At 45.1% G+C, this 19220-nt stretch carries 17 protein-coding genes and 1 pseudogene; 3 read left to right on the forward strand and 15 right to left on the reverse strand.

What is annotated here, in order from left to right; translation table 11 throughout:
- Positions 1-395: 395 nt before the first annotated feature.
- The 11 genes and pseudogenes from D1155_RS12970 to D1155_RS13020 form a co-directional block, all read right to left on the reverse strand.
- Positions 396-1331 carry a bifunctional riboflavin kinase/FAD synthetase gene (locus tag D1155_RS12970; protein WP_160202839.1) on the reverse strand — a complete coding sequence of 312 codons (936 nt, stop codon included), beginning with the start codon at positions 1329-1331 and terminating at the stop codon, positions 396-398.
- Between the two features lie 5 nt (positions 1332-1336).
- A complete protein-coding gene (truB, locus tag D1155_RS12975) occupies positions 1337-2296 on the reverse strand; it encodes a tRNA pseudouridine(55) synthase TruB (protein ID WP_160202840.1) in 960 nt (319 codons plus the stop codon).
- 3 nt (positions 2297-2299) lie between these two features.
- The gene (locus tag D1155_RS12980; protein WP_160202841.1) at positions 2300-3265 is read right to left on the reverse strand and encodes a bifunctional oligoribonuclease/PAP phosphatase NrnA; all 966 of its coding nucleotides are present in this window, start codon (positions 3263-3265) and stop codon (positions 2300-2302) included.
- Positions 3255-3641: a 30S ribosome-binding factor RbfA gene (rbfA, locus tag D1155_RS12985; RefSeq protein WP_160202842.1), complete on the reverse strand. Its 387-nt coding sequence runs from the start codon at positions 3639-3641 to the stop codon at positions 3255-3257. The genes D1155_RS12980 and rbfA overlap by 11 nt, the downstream gene beginning before the upstream one ends.
- 20 nt (positions 3642-3661) lie before the next feature.
- Positions 3662-6397, reverse strand: coding sequence for a translation initiation factor IF-2 (infB, locus tag D1155_RS12990; protein WP_160202843.1), 2736 nt, complete (start codon positions 6395-6397; stop codon positions 3662-3664).
- A 2-nt stretch (positions 6398-6399) separates the two neighbouring features.
- Positions 6400-6726 (reverse strand): ribosomal L7Ae/L30e/S12e/Gadd45 family protein, encoded by a 327-nt coding sequence (locus D1155_RS12995; protein WP_160202844.1) that lies wholly within the window; start codon positions 6724-6726, stop codon positions 6400-6402.
- Positions 6719-7000 (reverse strand): YlxR family protein, encoded by a 282-nt coding sequence (locus D1155_RS13000; RefSeq protein ID WP_243151099.1) that lies wholly within the window; start codon positions 6998-7000, stop codon positions 6719-6721. Before D1155_RS13000 ends, D1155_RS12995 begins: the two co-directional genes overlap by 8 nt.
- An 85-nt stretch (positions 7001-7085) precedes the next feature.
- Positions 7086-8111, reverse strand: a pseudogene (gene nusA / locus D1155_RS13005) (transcription termination factor NusA); the annotation flags it as partial.
- Positions 8112-8126: 15 nt separating this feature from the next.
- On the reverse strand, positions 8127-8606 hold the full coding sequence (gene rimP, locus D1155_RS13010) for a ribosome maturation factor RimP (RefSeq protein ID WP_160202846.1): 480 nt from the start codon (positions 8604-8606) through the stop codon (positions 8127-8129).
- A gap of 235 nt (positions 8607-8841) precedes the next feature.
- A complete protein-coding gene (locus tag D1155_RS13015; protein WP_160202847.1) occupies positions 8842-9465 on the reverse strand; it encodes a flavodoxin family protein in 624 nt (207 codons plus the stop codon).
- A gap of 46 nt (positions 9466-9511) precedes the next feature.
- Positions 9512-10372: a LysR family transcriptional regulator gene (locus D1155_RS13020; protein ID WP_160202848.1), complete on the reverse strand. Its 861-nt coding sequence runs from the start codon at positions 10370-10372 to the stop codon at positions 9512-9514.
- A gap of 135 nt (positions 10373-10507) precedes the next feature.
- Here D1155_RS13020 and D1155_RS13025 point away from each other — a divergent pair, with 135 nt between their 5' ends.
- Positions 10508-11698, forward strand: a complete 1191-nt coding sequence (locus tag D1155_RS13025) for a pyridoxal phosphate-dependent aminotransferase (RefSeq protein ID WP_160202849.1) — start codon at positions 10508-10510, stop codon at positions 11696-11698.
- Positions 11699-12110: 412 nt separating this feature from the next.
- Here D1155_RS13025 and D1155_RS13030 read toward each other — a convergent pair whose 3' ends face one another.
- Positions 12111-12632, reverse strand: coding sequence for a nitroreductase (locus tag D1155_RS13030; RefSeq protein ID WP_160202850.1), 522 nt, complete (start codon positions 12630-12632; stop codon positions 12111-12113).
- 448 nt (positions 12633-13080) lie between these two features.
- On the reverse strand, positions 13081-13992 hold the full coding sequence (locus tag D1155_RS13035) for a LysR family transcriptional regulator (RefSeq protein WP_160202851.1): 912 nt from the start codon (positions 13990-13992) through the stop codon (positions 13081-13083).
- A 139-nt stretch (positions 13993-14131) separates the two neighbouring features.
- Here D1155_RS13035 and D1155_RS13040 point away from each other — a divergent pair, with 139 nt between their 5' ends.
- The gene (locus D1155_RS13040; protein WP_160202852.1) at positions 14132-15310 is read left to right on the forward strand and encodes a M20 family metallopeptidase; all 1179 of its coding nucleotides are present in this window, start codon (positions 14132-14134) and stop codon (positions 15308-15310) included.
- 34 nt (positions 15311-15344) lie between these two features.
- Complete coding sequence (locus D1155_RS13045; protein ID WP_160202853.1) at positions 15345-16514, forward strand: hypothetical protein; 1170 nt, start codon at positions 15345-15347, stop codon at positions 16512-16514.
- A gap of 124 nt (positions 16515-16638) precedes the next feature.
- Here the strand turns inward: D1155_RS13045 and gap are convergent, their stop codons facing one another.
- A complete protein-coding gene (gene gap, locus D1155_RS13050; RefSeq protein WP_160202854.1) occupies positions 16639-17655 on the reverse strand; it encodes a type I glyceraldehyde-3-phosphate dehydrogenase in 1017 nt (338 codons plus the stop codon).
- Between the two features lie 123 nt (positions 17656-17778).
- A complete protein-coding gene (locus D1155_RS13055) occupies positions 17779-19203 on the reverse strand; it encodes an amidohydrolase family protein (RefSeq protein ID WP_160202855.1) in 1425 nt (474 codons plus the stop codon).
- Positions 19204-19220: the final 17 nt, after the last annotated feature.

The following is a 19220-nucleotide window of genomic DNA, read 5'->3' on the forward strand; positions in this document are numbered from 1 at the left end:
TAACTGCTCACGGTAACCCTTGCTTTTTGGTGCTAATATTGCACTTATTTTTGGACTTTTTCAATTACGGTTGACAGTGTTTAATTTTCATGTCCTTTTTGTCTCAATTCCAATCCGGTTCATGAACCATGTCAGATTATGAAATGTGCATAAAATCATCATTTCTATTCAAAATATGCATATCCTTCTCCTGATCTGTGCATATTTTTTGTAAAATCAACGAGTATATGCATATTCTTGAACTTAAACGACTACACTTCAAGGTAAAACCCACTTAAATCTACATATTTTGAACAATTTCTTCAATTCTATGCACGTGCTTGTGCATATTTTGTCAAATTTTTTCTAATATATGCATTTTACCTCGTTACGCCGTCCTCGCTAGGACAAGCCTTTTATTCCTTGTCATGCTTCTGATGAAACTGGCTCGCCTGCCTGCAATCTCTGACAATTTGCGCAGACAGTTCCTTTACACTGTCAAATTTGACCTCGTCTCTGGTCTTCTGTAAAAACTCTACCGTAATCTGTTTTCCATAAAGTTCTTTATCAAAATCAAAAATATGCGTCTCTACATTTTTGTTATAGTGTCCAATGGTCGGCTTATGACCTACATTAGTTACACTCGGATAGCGAACGCCATTGTAAGTGCAGTAGGTTACATAAACACCGTTAGGCGGCGTTACCATGGACGGGTCGATAACCAGATTGGAAGTGGGAAAACCCAGCTGCTTTCCAAGTCTGTTTCCTACCACCACTTCACCGCCAATAGAATAGTGTCTGCCCATATAAGTTTTGCACTGCTCCACTTGTCCAGAGGCAATCAAGGTACGAATCAGCGAAGAGCTGACGATTTCGCCTTTAATTTTATATGGTGGGATTTCCGTCACCTCGTATCCGTGCTGCGCGCCCATCTTGCGCAAAACCTCCGGATTTCCCTGCGCTTTGTAGCCAAAATGATAATTAAAGCCACAGAAAGCAGCTTTCATCTGAAACTTCTCAAGAAGGAGCTTCTCCACAAAATCTGCAGGGCTCATGGTCATAATGCTGCGAGTAAAAGGCACATTGAACAGATAGTCCACGCCTAAGTCTTGAATAATCTGCTCCTTTTCCCGCTTAGCTAAAATGTTCTTCACCTTTTTTTCTTTAGGCAGCAAATCCTTCGGGTGATTAGAAAAAGTAAACACCGCCGACTTTAGATCCGACTCACCTGCTTTTTCCACCGCCTTTTTAATCAGTTCCTGATGCCCCAGATGAACACCGTCAAAATTCCCCAGCGCTACTGCCGCCGGTTCAATATTCTGTATTTCTTCTAAGGTTTCAAATATCTCCATTTTCATCACCTCGTATAAAAAATCTTATCCGCTACCAGTTTCTTATAGGTCTCGTTATAAAATGCCACACCTATAAAAACCTCTTTTCCGGCAATCTCCGCAAAGACGTTATATGCTTTGCGAAACTCCGTGCGGATAGGCAGATAAAAATCCTGCTCTGCAAAAGTCGGCGCTTTTACAATCTGACATTCCTGCAAAGGAAGGTGCCAGCCGGCAGCAAAGCGCACGCCGGAAATCTCATCGGTCACTACCTTGCCAAAGTGAACAAGAGGCTGCCACGAAGCGTAGAGACTTTTTTCAATCTCCAAAGGGTCCATCTCTCGAAATACTTCCAAATCCAGCGCTTCTTCAACATGAAAGATACCGCTGGAAATTCGTTCAAGGGACGTCAATGTGCCGCAGCACCCCAGTTTTTCCCCTGCGTCCTGACAGATGGTTCTGATGTATGTACCCTTGGAGCACTGCACCGTGAAGGTTATGGTTTTTTCACCATCGGGAAAAATCTTCTCAAGTTCCAGATTATGAATATAGATTTTCCGTGTCTTTACGTCGACAGTTTTCCCTTCTCTTGCATACTCGTAAAGTCTTTTTCCATCAACCTTCAGCGCTGAATACATAGGCGGTTTCTGGTCGATAACACCGCAAAAATCCGCAAATACAGCTCTAACCTGCGCTTCCGTGCAGGTAACCGATCTTCGCTCAAGTACCTCCCCCCAGATATCCTGGGTATCGGTCAGTAGTCCCAGCTCCATGGTACACCGATAAGTTTTCAAATCCATATCCAGATACTCCATGACTCTGGTGCTCTTTCCAATGCAAACAGGAAGAACTCCGGTTGCCATCGGATCCAGCGTGCCGGTATGTCCGATTTTCTTAATACCCAAAGTTCTTCTGGCAACGCCTACGATATCGTGAGACGTCATATTCTGCGGTTTATTGATATTCAGTATTCCTTCTGTAATCATGCTCTATCCTATACTCTTTATAATCTTTTCCTTCAAAAGGTCGAAGGCTTCGGAAAGTCCTAAGGTAAGCGTTGCGCCCGCTGCACGGATATGACCGCCGCCGCCAAGTTCAGAAGCAATGCGTGCCACATCTACACAGGATTTAGAGCGCAGACTGAGCTTAATTCTGCCGTCCTTTGTCTCCTTCAGGAATGCCGCCACTTCCACACCGGAAATGCTGCGCAGCCGCTGTACTACGCCTTCGGTCTCTTCCATAAGCGCACCGCTTTCTGAAAGCATATCCTGCGTCACATATGCGATGACACCGCGTCCGCCTGCTACGGTAGACATGGTGGCAAGCGCCATATTCTCGATGAGAAGTTTTTCTATGCGCATGTTCTCGTAAATCTCTACGCTGACTTTATTCGCATCAATACCAATGTCGTAAAGCTCTGCTGCGATGAGATGGCTCTCCTTGCTGGTATTGCTGTACTGAAAGTTTCCCGTGTCCGTGGTAATTGCCGCAAAAATGGCTTCGCCCATTTCTTTGTCGAGGGCAATGCCCAGAGTCTGCAAAAGTCTATAAATCAGTTCACCAGTCGCTGCAGCGTCTTTGTCTACGTAGTTGTAATCGCAATAAAATGTCGTCGTTTCGTGATGGTCAATGCACATGGACTTACTGCTCTTTTCAAAAGCCGCCTGTCTTCTTTCAAAGCGGGACGGATCGCCGCAGTCCACACAGACAGAAAGGTCGGGCGCTGTGATAACGTTCTGATCAAAGGTGCAGTACCCTTGGTCTAAAAACGCTAAATTGGCGGGAATGTCATCTTCAATGAGAACATGACATTCCTTTCCCATACTGCGCAGCCCCTTGCACAGCGCTGCCGCTGAGCCCAGAGCGTCTCCGTCCATATTGACATGAGGATAAATTAAAATTTGTCTTGCAGAAGAAAGGACTTCTGCCAATTCTTGAAAAGTATTATTCTTCATGTTCGATTCCCAGTTTTCCAATTACCTCTGAAATATGTCTGCCATACTCCATGGAGGTGTCCAGTTTAAAAATCAGCTCCGGAATGTGGCGCAGCTTAATCTGTCTGCCGATTTCTTTTTTTATAAGGCCTTTGGCGCTGCGAAGCCCCTCTAGTACAGCTTCCGCCTCCTGCTGCTTTGCCTCCTCATCTTTACTTCCGACAGAAAGCACAGTCACATAGCAGGTGGCATAGCTGCCGTCAGAAGTCATTTCCACTCCCGACAGGCTTACCATCGCTGACTGTAATCTAGGGTCTTTAATGTCTCTGAGCAGCATTTCGCTGACAATTTTGCGAATTTCTTCTCCTAGACGACCCTGTCTGTATCCTTTTCCCATAGGTTTTCCTTTCGTAATGGTTATTTACGTTCAATTTCAACCATGTGGAAGCACTCGATAATGTCACCTTCTTTGATGTCATTGTATGCTTCAATGCCGATACCGCATTCATAGCCGGAAGCAACTTCCTTAGCATCATCTTTGAATCTCTTCAGAGATGAAATCTTGCCTTCGTGAATTACGATACCATCACGCACCAGTCGAACTTCTGCGTTTCTCACAGCTTTTCCTTCCAGTACGTATGCACCGCCGATGATACCTACACCTGGTACTTTGAACGTAGTTCTAATTTCTACTTTACCCAGAATTTCTTCTTTAAATTCAGGATCCAGCATACCCTTCATGGCATTTTCTACATCATCGATCACATCGTAAATGACTCTGTAGGTTCTGATCTGAATGTTTTCTCTATCTGCCATGGTCTGTACTGCTGTGCTCGGTCTTACATTAAAGCCGATGATGATAGCGCCGGCTGTACCTGCCAGCATAACATCGGATTCTGTTACAGTACCTACACCTGTATGAATAATGTTTACTTTTACATTTTCGTTATTAAGTTTTTCAAGGGAAGCAATCAGTGCGCCGACAGAGCCCTGTACGTCGCCCTTGATGATCAGGTTCAGTTCTTTAACTTCCCCTTCCTGGATCTGGCTGAACAGCTTTTCTAAGGTGGTGCTTGCGTTTCTTGCAAGAACTTCTTCTCTCAGCTTTTCTTTTCTGTTTTCAGCAATTTCTCTTGCTATCTTATCGTCTTTTACTGCGTTAAATTCATCACCTGCCTGCGGTACATCGGTCAGACCCAGGATTTCTACTGCTGTAGCAGGACCTGCTTTCTTGATGGTCTTACCTTTGTGGTCGGTCATAAGACGGATTCTGCCGGAGCAAGTTCCTGCAACGACGCTCTGTCCGCTCTGCAATGTTCCGTTAGTGACTAGAAGTGTAGCAACCGGACCTTTGGATTTGTCCAGTCTTGCTTCAATAACTGAACCCATGGCAAGTCTGTTCGGATTTGCACGAAGTTCCATCATCTCTGCCTGAAGCAGAATCATTTCCAGAAGGTTTACGATACCTTCGCCGCTCTTTGCAGACACTGGCACGCTGATGACATCGCCGCCCCAGTCTTCTACCAAAATACCGTGCTCGGTCAAATCCTGCTTTACTCTGTCAGGGTTTGCACCTGGTTTATCCATCTTGTTGATAGCAACGATAATCGGAACGCCTGCAGCCTTTGCATGGCTGATGGATTCAACAGTCTGCGGTTTTACACTGTCGTCTGCTGCAACAACCAGTACTGCGATATCGGTAACGTGCGCGCCTCTTGCTCTCATTGCAGTAAATGCTTCGTGACCCGGTGTATCTAAAAATACGATCTTCTGTCCGTTAATTTTTACTTCAGAAGCACCGATATGCTGGGTAATGCCGCCGGACTCGGAAGCAGTTACATTGGTCTTTCTGATTGCGTCAAGAAGCGATGTCTTACCGTGGTCAACGTGACCCATAACAGTGATAATCGGCGGTCTGTCCTTCAAATCTTCTTCACTGTCTTCAAAGAGTTCCAGTCCCTCTTCAACAGCTTCTTCCTCTACCTTGCCGATAGCTACACTCAGACCCAGATCCTCTGCCAGCACCATTACAGTATCTTCATCAATATTCTGGTTGATATTTGCCATGATACCCAGCTTCATCAAAGTCATGATGACTTTTGAAGTGGATACTTCTGCCTGTTCACAGAAGCCTGCAACAGTAATCGGCACATTGATCACAACGGTGCCTTCTGGCAGTACTTCTTCTTCAATTTCAGTTTCCACAACTTGTGGTTTAGGTTTATTGTGTTTCTTTCTTGTCTGTTTTTCCAACGATTTTCTTTCCAGTTTATCAAACTTATTCTTTTCTTTATCCTGCTTCTTCTTGGAATCGTCTCTTCTTCCCGGCTTGGTTTCAATTTTATCAAGCTGTGGACGATCCTTTCTTGCCCCGCCGTTTCCACTGCGATCGTTTCTATTATTGTTTCCACCGCGGTCATTTCTGTCATTTCTGCCGTTATTTCCACGAGGATTATCCTTGCGGTCATTGCGATCATTTCTGTCATTTCTGCCGTTACGATTTCCGTTGCCGCCGCGATCGTTTCTGTCAGCTCTCGCACCATCTTTGCGTTCCGGTTTCTTGCCGCCGCGGTCTTTTCTTTCTGCATTTCTATCAGCAGGTTTCTTCTCTGGCTTTACTGCCGGCGTTTTTTCAACTGGCTTTACTGCCGGCTTCTCAGCTACTGCAGGCTCCGCTGGTTTTACCGGTGCAGCTTCCGGTGCTTTTACAGGCACCGCAGTTTTTGCCGGTTTTTCAACTGGTTTTGCTTCTCTCGGCAGCGGAGTGCCTACAGGCGGTTTCTGTCTGCTTCTATTTTCCAATTCTGCTTTATTTACTACCGGCTTTCCAACAGGCGGTTTATTCTTACTTGCCAAATACTCCGTATCTACTACCGGTTTTCCAACAGGCGGTTTCGGACGATTGGAAAAGCCTGGTCTTACTGCCGCTTTGACAGTGACTCTCGGTTCTTCCTGGACTGTAGTTCCCTTTTTCTTAGGCTCTGCCTTTACAATCTTAGTCTCTTTCTTTGTTCCCTTTATCTTGTCAACATCCGCATCAGATAACACGCTCATATGGCTTGTTACACTGATACCGAGCTGCGCTGCCTTCTCTTGGAGTTCTTTACTTGAAATGTTTAATTCTTTTGCCAGTTCATGTACTTTTTTCGTCATATTCACTCCTCCCTTTCTGATTGAATAAGGTCAATCTCCTTACAAATAATTTCCGCAAAATGACGGTCTGTAATACCGAAAATCCCCTTTCCGGTCTTTCCTGTCACCTGAGAAAGCTCATCGCTTCCTCCGAAAATTCTATAGTTAACATTATTTTTTTCGCATTTTCCCTGCATTTTTTTCACTGTGTTATCGGCTAAATCTTCAGTTAAAATCAAAAGCTGCACTCTTCGCTTCTCAATCATCATGATACAGGTGTTATACCCAGTCACAAGATTTCTGGACTTGGCGGCAAATCCTAAATAGCTGAAAACTTTTCCTCTATTCATTAGCCTGCCCGTTTACTTCTTTTAATTCCTCACAAACCCTGTCAATTTCGCTCTGGGCAATATTGGCAGAAAAGCTTCTCGAAAACGCCTTACGCTTCTGCGCCTTTTCAATACACACATTGTTGCGGCAGAGATATACGCCGCGCCCTTTAGCTCTTCCTGTCGTATCTAGCGACAAAATACCTTCGTAAAAGGCTACGCGGAGCAGTTCCTGCTTGGGTTTTGATTCCATGCAGCCGATACACTTTCTCATAGGAATCTTGTTACTCTTCAATCTCGAAAACCTCTTCTCCTTCTAATGCTTCTGCCGGCTCCTCATCGATTTCCACAATGTCATCTGCCGCCTCTTCATTATAGTACTGCGTGTGGCTCTTAATGTCGATTTTCCAGCCGCTGACTTTTGCAGCCAGCCTTACGTTCTGTCCTTCTTTACCAATTGCCAGAGAAAGCTGATAGTCCGGCACTACAACTGTCGCAGTCTTTTCAGCCTCATCTGCCAGCACAGATTCCACTTTTGCAGGTGAGAGCACGTTGCTGATCAGTACTTTCGGATCTTCACTCCAAGGAATGATGTCGATTTTCTCACCGCCCAGCTCGTCAACTACCGCCTGCACACGAATACCTCTGGTGCCAACACATGCACCAACCGGATCAACGTTCACGTCTTCGCTATAAACTGCCAGCTTGGTTCTGGAGCCGGCTTCTCTTGCAATCCCCTTGATTTCAACAAAGCCATCCTGAATTTCAGGAACTTCCATCTCGAAGAGACGCTTTACAAGACCCGGATGAGATCTGGATAAAAACACCTGCGGACCCTTCGTGGTCTTCTTCACGTCCATAATGTAGACTTTCAACCTTTCGTTGACCTCAAAACGTTCACCCGGTACCTGTTCGCCAGCAGAAAGGATGCCCTCCGCCTTTCCCATGTTGACAAACAGCGTTTCGCCGCTCTTTCTCTGCACAACACCGGTTACGATTTCACCCTGCTTGGTGATGAAGTCATCGAAAATCATACCTCTTTCGGCTTCTCTGATTCTCTGTACTACAACCTGCTTTGCAGTCTGTGCAGCAATTCTTCCGAAGTCTCTTGGCGTTACAGAAAACTCAATCGCGTCACCGATTTCGTATCTTGGATCGATTTCCTGTGCCTCCTCTAAAGACATCTCAATCATATCATCATAAACTTCTTCTACAATATCTTTTCTCATGAGTACTGCAATATCGCCGTCTTCCCTGTCGATATCCACTCTCACATTCTGCGATGTGCCATAGTTCTTCTTGTAAGCAGAAACCAGTGCGGACTCAATTGCTTCAATCAAAATGTCCTTGGAAATGTGTTTCTCCTTTTCAAGTTCATTTATCGCTTCGATAAATTCTCTGTTCATTTGTCTTTACCCTCCTTAGAAAACCACTGCCAGGTTGGTTTTTGCCACCTGATCCAGCGGGAACATCCATTTTTTATCATTTTCATCTTTTATTACAACATTGCCGTCTTCTAAGCCTTCCAAAATGCCTTCAAAAACTTTTTTCCCGTCAATGCCCTTATACAATTTTACTTCTACCAGTCTGCCGGTATACTTCTCGTAATGCCTTTCGGTAATCAGTTCCCGGTCCATGCCCGGCGAAGAAACTTCCAAATAATAATTCTGCTCAATAGGATCCAGTCTGTCCAGCTCGTCACTTAAAAATCTGCTGACCTTTTCGCAGTCGTCGGTACTCACGTATTCTTCCTCCTCTGCGGAGATTTTATCGATATAAACCCGCAGAAACCAGTCTCTGCCTTCCTTAGCAAACTCAACGTTATAAAGTTCCAGCTCAGATTCTTCCATGAATCCTGCTGCAATTTCCTCAATAATTTCTTTTATCTTTTTCTTTGCCATTTACTGCCTTTCGTCCTCTTGCAAAGCCTCTCTTTTACAGCACTTTGCCCTAAACAAAACTGAAAGAGTGGGTTTTGCCCACTCTTCTCGCTTTCCTCAATAAATTTCGTACATATATATACTAGCACAAATCTACGGCTATGTCAAATATTAGTTTTTTCAAATTTCCGGCGCATTGACATCAAACCTGCAATAGCTCTGATACCGCTATAAAGCAGACTGCGCCTTATGTCCTCTATCTGATAAAATTAGTCGCAACCTTCGAATTAACCGGTGCTTCAATCCCGTTTTCTTTTCCTGCTTCAATACATTTTAAAAGCCAAGCCATGTTAGAAGCGATATTTCGCATAGTCTGCAGTCCCTCTAAATCCTGTGCGACTTCCTCCGGCGTGTTGCCGTGCACCATATTCCAGTAAGTAGAAGATACCACCGGCATCTGATTAATCATAAAATATTTGTTCAAATCATCTAGCGCTGCTGTAGTGCCCGCTCTTCTTGCAGATACTACTGCTGCTCCCGGTTTGTGTGTAAATGCACTGCCTCCAGCATAAAAAGCTCTGTCAAGCACAGAAAGAACTCTGCCGTTAGCATGCGCGTAGTATACCGGTGATCCAAACACAAATCCATCTGCTTCCGCTGCTTTTCCTATCAATTCATTAACTGGATCATCCTCAAAAACGCAAACACCGTTTCGGCTGCCACATGCACCGCAGCCGATACAGTCTCTAATCGGCTGTTTCCCCAGCTGCAGGATTTCACTGTCGATATGAAATTCTGCCAGCGTCTGTGCAATCTCTTTTAAGGCTGTAAAGGTACAGCCTGCCTCGTTAGGGCTTCCATTTAACAGTAAAACTTTCATTCTTCTACCTCCCTTGTTGTGTCAGAGTAATCTATGTTCTTTGTCTTTAAAAATTCCACTTTTTCAGGAAAGACGCAAATTTCTTTACCGCTGCCGAAGCATTCTTTCCATTTTTGTAAATAACTCCAATATTACGGTAACACGGTAAATCCAGCGGTGCAATTTTAATCTGATCGCGGCATGTCTGCAATACCAAATCCGGCATAAGGCTAATGCCAAATCCCTTTGCAACCATGGATATCGCACTGTTATCGTCAACATAGGTGGTCTGTCTGTTGGGCTTGATATGATATCCTGCCAGCTGCTGCTCAACATCCAGGTCACTGGCACAGTAAGGGAACAGGAAATGTTCTGTTTCAATTCTATGCAGCGGAAAGAGTTCCCCCTCCTTCCATGGATATTCCGGTGGAAGCACTGCAAAAAAATCATCTCTGGCAAGGGGTTCAAAGTCCTCTCTTTTCACCAGATTGGTAGTGATGCACATGTCGACTCTTCCTTCGTCAAACCACTGATACAGCCTATCGTCTCCCTCTTTAATCTCAAAAGAAATTTCCGGGTTCTCCTTCTGAAAAGCGCGCATCACGTCCGGAAGCCAAGTTCTGATTACGCTGGCAACCGCCGCAATACGAATCATAGAGGCTTTCTGTTTTAGAATCAGGTCTACCTCCGTCTCAATCTTTCCGCTGGCCTTGACCAGTTCTTTGAAAAGTGGCATAAGGCGCTCGCCTTCTTCTGTAAGCCGCACACCAAACTTACCGCGGTGCAGCAGCACCACGCCCAGTTCACTTTCTAAAGAGTTCATCATATGGGTAAGCCCGGCCTGGGTATATCCCAGCTTAGTAGCCGCTGTCAGCAGACTGCCGTTATCCACCGCATAAATCAGCACCTTGACCTTATTAATATCCATAATATCCGTCCTGTTCTATTAAAAATCGTTATATATATATAATAATAAAGAGAATTCCATAAGTCAATAGAATGCGGTAAAATATAGATATAAATATTCGTTTAATTTGAAAAGATTTATTAGGAGGATTTCATTATGTACAATAACACCATGTACGAGCTGGGAAGCCAGCCATCTCTGATTCGTGAACTTTTCGCTTACGGACTTGAACAGGCAAAGATTGTTGGACCAGAAAACGTATTTGACTATACTCTCGGTAACCCAAGCATTCCAGCTCCTGCAAAAGTACAGCAAGCAATTAAAGACATCCTTGATGATACCGATTCCATCAAAATTCACGGCTATTCCATGGCTGGCGGTTTTGATGAAACCAGAGAAGCAATCGCTGCAAACCTGAACAAGCGTTTCGGTACTGATATCAAAGCATCCAACCTGTTCGTAACCTGCGGTGCTGCCCCTGCACTGATTTCTGTAATTAAGGCACTGGCTACTGACGCAGATTCCGAAATTATGGCAGTTGCACCATTCTTCCCTGAATACCGTCCGTTTGTTGAAAAGAACGGTGCGCACCTGGTAGTTGTACCTGCTGACAGAGAACATTTCCAGATTGACATGACTAAGGTGGAAGAACTGATTTCCGTACATACACAGGCAATCATTATCAACTCCCCTAACAACCCATCCGGTGTTGTTTACACGAAGGAAACTCTGGAAGCACTGGCTGCTATTCTGACTAAGAAGAGCGAAGAATACGGACATCCAATCTACATCATCGCTGATGAACCTTACAGAGAACTGACCTACGGAGATGCAAAGGTTACTTTCATCCCGACAGTTTACAAAAACACTATCGTGTGCTACTCCTGGTCCAAGAGTCTGTCTCTGCCAGGCGAACGTATCGGTTACGTATGCGTGCCTGATCAGTGCGATAACGCTTCCGAAGTATTCAACGCTGTTGCTGGCGCTGCTCGTGCAAACGGTCACGTTTGTGCACCTACCCTGCCGCAGATGGTAATCGCTCGCTGTGTAGACGAAATGCCTGACCTGAAAGCCTACGACGAAAACCGTACCCTGCTGTACGATGAACTGACTAAGATGGGTTATAAATGCGCAAAACCTGATGGCGCTTTCTACCTGTTTGTAGAAGTTCCAGATGGAGACGGAATGAAATACTGCCAGAAAGCAAAAGAAGACCACAATCTGCTGGTAGTTCCTGGCGAAGGCTTTGACTGCCCGGGATACATGAGATTATCCTACTGTGTATCCAACGAAATGATCAGAAGAAGTCTGCCTGCATTTGCTAAAATGATGGAAGCTTACAAATAATAAGCCTTTCTTCCAGCAGGGCTGTATGAAATCACACATCCCTGCGCGGCTTGACTTTAAAGTAACAGTCCAAATCGGGCTGTTACTTTTTTATCGTTGTTATTCCAATAATTTCCTTGTAATTCCAGGATAACTTTACCAGTTTTCAGTTTTATTCATTAGGGTTTTCAAAATCAGGATTTCGTCCGCAAAAAGAAACCCTTTTTGATAGTTTTGAAAACCAAACAGAGTATTTCTGAAAACCACCAGAATTTTCCATGTTAAAAAATTCAATAGACTGCATTAAACCTCAAATAATATCCAAAAAAGAGGAAGACCGGAGCACAGGGACTCCGATTTTCCATTTTAATCCATATTTAGCCAGTATAATTGAATCGATATCATTCAGTCAATCTCGTTCAGTCAGTGTCATTTAGTCGATATAATACGCCCAGTTCTCTTTTCTTTCTGAAGCCTTCGGATATTCTCCATCGACATAACCCAGCACGCAGTGGCCGATTCCCTCATAGTCACCTTCAATGCCCAGAGATTCAAGAATTTCCTGTCCCTCCGTACGTTCAAATTCTTCCTTTGCTCTGTGAATCCAGCAACTTCCGATTCCAAGGGAATGAGCAGCCAGCATCAGATTTCCCATGACCAGACTGCCGTTATATACGTGAGTCGGAATCTTCTTGTCCGCTAAGACAATCAGTACCACTGGCGCACCGTAAAACGGGTCGCTGTCTGATCCCATAATCTCAGCGTTGAGTTTAGACAGTCTGTCACGAACTTCCTTGTTGGTTACTGCAATAATAATCGGATCCTGATAGTTCATTCCTGTTGCCGCAAAAGTACCGGCTTCAATAATCTGCTCAATGATTTCCTTTGGCACCATGTCCGGCTTAAATTTACGGATGCTTCTTCTCGTTTTCATCGCTTCAATAATCTGATTCACTATTTTCTCCCTCCTGTATTTTTGTTCACTCTTCTATTTTAATTGTACTGAAATTTCAAGTTATCGTCAATACGCCAACTTGAAAAGAATCTTTCGGTATTCTTGCGTTCTTTATGTCAAAAACGCCAACTTGAAAATTTTATTTTAGTATTCTTGCGTTCCACTTCTTAAATTCGCCAACTCGAGAAGTAAAATTCGTCAAAACGGCGCATGACGCCAACTTGATCCTGTTTTAAAGCTGAAAGCAGCGTGAAACAGCGCTGCCTGATGGTCAGAAACGGCTTTAAAGCCTTTCGCAGCGCAAGAATCTTTAAAAAACACCTTGAGTTTGGCGTTTTTTAAGGGGCGAACGCAGAAATTTGGAAAAAAATCGGTGATGTTGGCGCGTTGGAACACCAGCACCAGGTCAGCAGCGGAATGTTGGCGCGCTGGTGCTGTGCTCCGCAGCCTACATGCTGCCTGCCTTTTCCTTATTAAACCGCTCTATGACATAATTCTTAAAGGCTGTGTATGCCCCGGAAGGTCTCCAGCTTTTTTTCCATGCCAGAAAGGTCAGTATCTCCTGGGGCGGTTCGATAGGAAGTGCTGCAAGCATCTCATTTTCGTAGCTCTTTGCAACCGTATCGGTGATAAGCAAAATACCGGTTCCCGCCTGCACCATATCCAGCATGATGTCCGTTTCTGCTGTATTCATAAAGGCAACATTAAAGTCAACCCCATATCGCCGGTACATCTCCTTCATCTCATTGAAAAAATGAGAATCACTTTCTCCTGTCAAAAGCGGCACCCTGGAAAGATTTTCAACTTGCATATTCTCCTCCCTGGCCAGAGGATTTGCTCTGCTGATTAAAACATTGAGCCTTTCAGTACGTAGAACCTCATAGCGAATGCCCGGGCGATTTGCGTTTTCAATGCGGGCTTTGATAATCACAAAATCCAGCCGCCCTGCTTCCAGCATTTCGTACGCCTCATAGTTTTCCACCACCTTGATACTGCCGATGACATTTTGTCTCTCAATAAAAAAGTCATTGATAATCGGAACCAGTCCAGCCGCTTTATAAAACGGAAATACACCGATGCGAATGGTGGTTTTATTATCCGCGGTACTCTGCCCGAAAGCTGCCAGAAGCTTATTTACAGAGCCGATTACCTCCTTTGCATAGGCGCAAAATTTCTCCCCTTCCGCACTGAGCACTACGCTGTGTGTATCTCTTTTAAAAAGCTTTACCGAGAGTTCTTCCTCCAGCGCATGAATCTGCTGACTGATGGCCGGCTGGCTGACAAACAGCGCCTCCGCCGCCTTTGAAAAGCTGCGCTGCTTTGCCACTTCCAGCACATAATAAATCTGCCTTATCTCCATAACCTTTTCCTCTTTTCGACTTTTGCCGCACGGTTATAACTGTATCTTATAACCGTATTGTATCTAATTATTTCCCTTTTTGCAATAGCCACAGTAAAATAATTTCAGAAAATTTTTTCAAGGAAAAGAGGTAAACAACATGCATCCAATCTTAGAAGAAGCAATGTCTATGAAGGAGGAAACCATTGCAGTCAGAAGGCAGATTCACGAAAACGCCGAACTGGGCTTCGACCTGCCGAAAACGCGCAAACTGGTAACAGATACCCTTTCTGCCATAGGCTGCACGCCAAAACCTTTGGGCGAAGGAATCACCTGCACCATTGGAAGCGGCGCGCCGGTCATACTCCTGCGGGCAGACATGGATGCCCTGCCGCAGACGGAAGATACAAACCTTCCCTTTGCCAGTCAAAACGGGGCCTGCCATTCCTGCGGTCATGACGCCCATACTGCTATGCTGCTGACTGCCGCGAAGATTTTAAAAGCTCATGAAAGCCAGCTTGCTGGCACGGTCAAACTGATGTTTCAGGCAGGAGAAGAAACCCTGCTGGGTTCTCAGAAAATGATTGACGCAGGGATTTTGGAAAATCCAAAGGTTGACGCGGCTATGGGACTGCACATGAACTTCGGTCCCTGTGGAAACTATGACCTTCACCCGGGCACGCTTGCTTACAGCGCCCATCAGATGATGCCGTCAGCTGACGAATTCAGAATTACAGTCAAAGGCCGCTCTGCTCACGGCAGCAGCGCTTTTCAGGGCATTTCCGCAGTCAGCGCCGCATCCGCAATCGTGACGGCTCTGCAGCAGCTCCTTGCACTGGAGCTTCCATCAGACGAACAGGCCATTCTTTCCATCGGCAGTCTGCATAGCGGAAACGCATCTAATGTAATCCCTGATGAAGCTGTGATTATGGGAAATTTCAGAGCCTACAATCCCCAGTACCGGGATTTGCTGAAAACCCGGGTTTCTGAAATCGCAGGCGGCATTGCAAAAGCCTGGCGCGCCGAAGCAGTGACAGAATACATCGCAGGTGTAGCGCCAAACATCAATGACCCGGAAATGGCAGAAGAAATGGCTGGCTATGCAGCCCAGGTCATGGATAAAGTGGAAGTCATCCCGCCGGTTAAAGGCTCGGAAGACTTTGCAAATCTCTGCAGTCACGTACCGACCTTCTTTGCCAATGTGTGCGGAGGAAGTCCGGAAGACGGGTACGCCTACTCCATGCACAATCCAAAAGCCACACTGGACGAAGACGCGCTGCCATACGGCGCAGCAGTCCACGTCATCTGCGCCATGAAATGGCTTGCAAATCACAAGTAAAATTTGTATCATTGAACTTAAGAAAGGAATTATCATGAACGGATTATACGCACTGACAATTGTCATGATTGTCTACGCTCTCGGCGATATGATCGCCACCAAAACAAAAGCAATTATCTCCATGCTGTTCGTCGCTTCCGTGGTCTTTGCCATCGGATTTTGGAACGGCCTTCCCGCAACGATTTTCGCAGACTCCGCCCTACAGGGTTTTGCAAGCGTGACCGTGGGTCTGCTGCTTGTACATATGGGTACTACCATCAAGCTGAAAGATTTGATCAAGGAGTGGAAAACCGTAATTATCGTACTCTGCTCCACTATCGCAATCTGCCTTGGCGTTTACTTGATCGGCGGTATCATCATCGATAAAGCCATGGCTCTAATTGGCGCTCCGATTCTGGGCGGAGGCGTTGTAGCCTTTGTTGTCATGAGTGAAGCACTGAAAAACGCAGGCGAAAACGTTATCGTCTTCGGTTCCCTCGTTCTGGTTGTCCAGGGTGTTGTAGGCTTCCCTCTTGCATCTTTCTTCTGCAAAAAAGAAGCGCTGCGTCTGAAAGGTCAGATTGCATCCGGCGAGCTGATGCTCAACAAACCGCTGGAAGACGGCGCCGCAAAGCCTGCTTTCCGCATTTTCCCGAAAACTCCGGACGATTACAACGGACCGAATTATCTGATTGCAAAGCTTGCCATCGTTGCATGCCTGGCACAGTGGCTGTCCGGCTTAACAGGCGGTAAAGTCAACATGCTGGTTATCTGCCTGGTTTTGGGTGTTATCTTTAAAGAAATCGGCTTCCTGGATGAGGCTTCTCTGACAAAAGCCAACGGCTTTACTTTCGTTATCGGTGCAGTTCTCGTCAACGTATTTGCAAGCCTTGCCAACACTACTCCGGCACTGGTTCTGTCCATGATTAAACCGCTGGCTGTAGTTGTTGTGGTCGGTCTTGCGTGCTGCGCAGTTGTTTCCATCCTCATCGGAAAAATTTTCCATCAGAGTTGGTACATGTCCTGCGCCCTGGGTGTAACTGCCCTCTTCGGCTTCCCGGGAACCCTGATTGTTCCGACTGAAGTCGCAAAAGCAGTAGCTGATAACGATGAAGAGAAAGAAGTGATCTTACAGAATATCCTGCCAAAGATGATCATCGCAGGTATGGTATCCGTATCCATCGTTTCCGTTGTCTTCGCAGGCGTTATGGCAAACTGGGTATAAAAACACCTTAAAATAATGCATAAAAAACTGCGCTTTTGGAAGTTCCTTTCGGATTTTCCGGGGCGCAGCTTTTATCTTTTCTTCATTATATAGAAAATTCACTCCTAAGTCAATCAGCTTACAATCAAAGGAAGCTTCTCAAGTGCTTTAATGTTCTCACCATTTGGGATACATAGCTGGATTCATTATCATACCATGCAGCTATACGAACTTCATAAATCTTAGTGCCGCATCTTCGAGCCAATGTCTGCGTTGCATCAAAGAGAGATCCGTATTTCATACCGATAATATCGCTGGATACCAGTTCTTCCTCAGTATAGCCGAAAAAATCGTTTGCTGCCGCTTTCATCGCCGCATTGATGCCTTCTGCAGAAACAGTTTCCGTATCATCCTTCAAAGTGGCATCCAGAATTGTGAGGGAACCTGAAGGTACCGGAACGCGCTGCGCAGAACCAATCAGTTTTCCGTCCAGTTCAGGAATAACCAAACCAATAGCCTTTGCTGCGCCGGTACTGTTTGGCACGATATTAATTGCGCCTGCTCTTGCACGGCGGAAATCTCCTTTTCTGTGAGGTCCGTCCAGAAGCATCTGATCTCCTGTATAAGCGTGAATCGTAGTCATAAATCCGGTTCGGATTTCACGATAGTCATTGAGCACCTTTGCCATAGGTGCAAGACAGTTAGTCGTACAAGAGGCAGCAGAAATGATATCATCCCCGGCAGTCAGAGTCTGATGATTAATGCCGTATACAATAGTTTTCAAATCATTTCCTGCAGGTGCAGAAATAAGAACCTTCTTTGCTCCTGCCCGCAAATGCGCTTCTGATTTAGCTTTGGAACAAAAAAAACCTGTGCATTCCAAAACAATATCGATACGCATATCCTTCCAGGGCAGATTCTCCGGGTTCTTCTCTGAAAGAATTACGATACGTTTTCCGTCTACCGTAATAGACCTCTCATCGCTGGTTATCATATGTCCACAGCATCCGCCCTGTACACTGTCATATTTCAGCAGATGCGCAAGCATTGCCGGCTCTGTCAAATCGTTAATTGCTGCAACTTCCATCGTTTCATCCTCAAGAATCTGCCTGAATGCCAATCTGCCGATTCTGCCAAATCCATTAATTGCAATTTTTGTCATTTTGGATACCCTCCTCATCTATACTATCTGTTTTCTGTAAATCACATTAATCGTATCTTGTCCGGAATATGGAAATGTCCCCCATTTATACAGGGAGACATTTCCGCATTGAGGTATTATCTATTACAACTTGTCTGTTTCCATAAACTGTGCATTGGTTCCGTGAATCTTAAAAAATTCTTCCGATGCCCTAATTCCTATTTCTTTTGGACACTGTTGTATTTTCTCCAAAGAGGCTTCTTCATCTATGGTTAAAATCCTTTGATCTCTCATAATGATTTTTCCATCGACCACAGATAATGCCACCTCCTGACCTCTTGCACTATACACAAGATTCGGTACAATATTGCGCATAGGATACGTGTACACCGGAAGCATAGACGGAAAGCTAAGATCAATCGCAATAAAATCTGCTCGTTTTCCTGTTTCTAAAGATCCAACAATATCGTCTACACCAATAGCTTTAGCTCCTTCAATTGTAGCCATGCGCAGAGCTTTCCATGCCGGCATTTTTTCCGGATCATGGTATTTCAGCTTATTGAACATGCATATATTTTTCATTTCATGAATAATATTATGACAATTATTTCCGGGTGCCTGGTCTGATCCTAATGCAACATTGCCGCCGGCTTCCTGAAAGACTGTGCTTGGGCATACCAAACCGTCTATAATGCCGATGGAAGCAGGATTAACTACCATAGAAGCGCCGCTTCGTGCTATAATACGAGTTTCCTCATCATTACACTCAGTCAGGTGTACGGCAATTAAAGAACTGTCCAGATATTCCATATCCTGTAAAAACTCCGTCGTTCTTTTTCCATAACGCTTTTCAATCTGATAGGTTTCCCTGTCGCCCTGCTGTACGTGCATATGTATTTTCGTGCCGCGTTCTTTTGCAATCTTTTGTATTTTCATCAGAAGCTCCGGACTGACAAAATCGACGCCCTGAGGGCCGAATAAAATCCTGATTCTGCCGTCGCCTTTACGATGCCATCTGTCAAACAGCTCCAGATTCCGTTTGAGTTCTGCTTCTCCCTGGGCATCATCCATTTCATACAGTTCTCCCGGCTGATATACTCTCCTTTTCGCTGCACGAATAGTCTGCGCAATATTACCTCTTGCACCTATCTTTTCAATGAAACGACATACATTATTCATTTCCGCATCATAATCGCCCAGTGTAGTTGTACCAGCCTTAATTGCCTCTATGATTGCCACTTCACTTCCGGCATCTCGCTCTGTATTGGTTACCGCATTGTCAAATGGCTGTAAGCCATACATCATCCAATTATTGGTATCCTGTGCAAGGCCGCGCATCACATTGCAGGCTGTATGCATGTGCCCGTCAATAAAACCCGGTAAAATGACATGATGGGGCAGATGCAGCACTTCCTCTGCCTGATATATTTCTTCGCAGTTGTTCAAATCCACGAAATCAATAATCTTTCCTCCATCTACAATCATTGCTTTTTCAGCCTGATATCCGACGCCGCCGCCTTTCATTGTGTAAAAGTGCGGCGCTTTTACAATCATATCTACTCTTTTCATGGTGTCCTCTTATCCGC

Origin of the sequence: Anaerotruncus sp. 80 (genome assembly GCF_009936115.1) — a bacterium.
GTDB classification, from domain to species: Bacteria; Bacillota; Clostridia; order Peptostreptococcales; family Anaerovoracaceae; genus Senimuribacter; species Senimuribacter intestinalis.

What these genes read in the sequence shown, in the direction of transcription:
- D1155_RS13040 (WP_160202852.1), top strand. Translation starts at nt 14,132, where the DNA reads ATGCATCCAATCTTAGAAGAAGCAATGTCTATGAAGGAGGAAACCATT.
- infB (WP_160202843.1), bottom strand. Translation starts at nt 6,397, where the DNA reads ATGACGAAAAAAGTACATGAACTGGCAAAAGAATTAAACATTTCAAGT.
- D1155_RS13055 (WP_160202855.1), bottom strand. Translation starts at nt 19,203, where the DNA reads ATGAAAAGAGTAGATATGATTGTAAAAGCGCCGCACTTTTACACAATG.
- D1155_RS13015 (WP_160202847.1), bottom strand. Translation starts at nt 9,465, where the DNA reads ATGAAAGTTTTACTGTTAAATGGAAGCCCTAACGAGGCAGGCTGTACC.
- D1155_RS13035 (WP_160202851.1), bottom strand. Translation starts at nt 13,992, where the DNA reads ATGGAGATAAGGCAGATTTATTATGTGCTGGAAGTGGCAAAGCAGCGC.
- rimP (WP_160202846.1), bottom strand. Translation starts at nt 8,606, where the DNA reads ATGGCAAAGAAAAAGATAAAAGAAATTATTGAGGAAATTGCAGCAGGA.
- D1155_RS13025 (WP_160202849.1), top strand. Translation starts at nt 10,508, where the DNA reads ATGTACAATAACACCATGTACGAGCTGGGAAGCCAGCCATCTCTGATT.
- D1155_RS12970 (WP_160202839.1), bottom strand. Translation starts at nt 1,331, where the DNA reads ATGGAGATATTTGAAACCTTAGAAGAAATACAGAATATTGAACCGGCG.
- rbfA (WP_160202842.1), bottom strand. Translation starts at nt 3,641, where the DNA reads ATGGGAAAAGGATACAGACAGGGTCGTCTAGGAGAAGAAATTCGCAAA.
- D1155_RS13045 (WP_160202853.1), top strand. Translation starts at nt 15,345, where the DNA reads ATGAACGGATTATACGCACTGACAATTGTCATGATTGTCTACGCTCTC.
- D1155_RS13020 (WP_160202848.1), bottom strand. Translation starts at nt 10,372, where the DNA reads ATGGATATTAATAAGGTCAAGGTGCTGATTTATGCGGTGGATAACGGC.
- D1155_RS12995 (WP_160202844.1), bottom strand. Translation starts at nt 6,726, where the DNA reads ATGAATAGAGGAAAAGTTTTCAGCTATTTAGGATTTGCCGCCAAGTCC.
- gap (WP_160202854.1), bottom strand. Translation starts at nt 17,655, where the DNA reads ATGACAAAAATTGCAATTAATGGATTTGGCAGAATCGGCAGATTGGCA.
- D1155_RS12980 (WP_160202841.1), bottom strand. Translation starts at nt 3,265, where the DNA reads ATGAAGAATAATACTTTTCAAGAATTGGCAGAAGTCCTTTCTTCTGCA.
- truB (WP_160202840.1), bottom strand. Translation starts at nt 2,296, where the DNA reads ATGATTACAGAAGGAATACTGAATATCAATAAACCGCAGAATATGACG.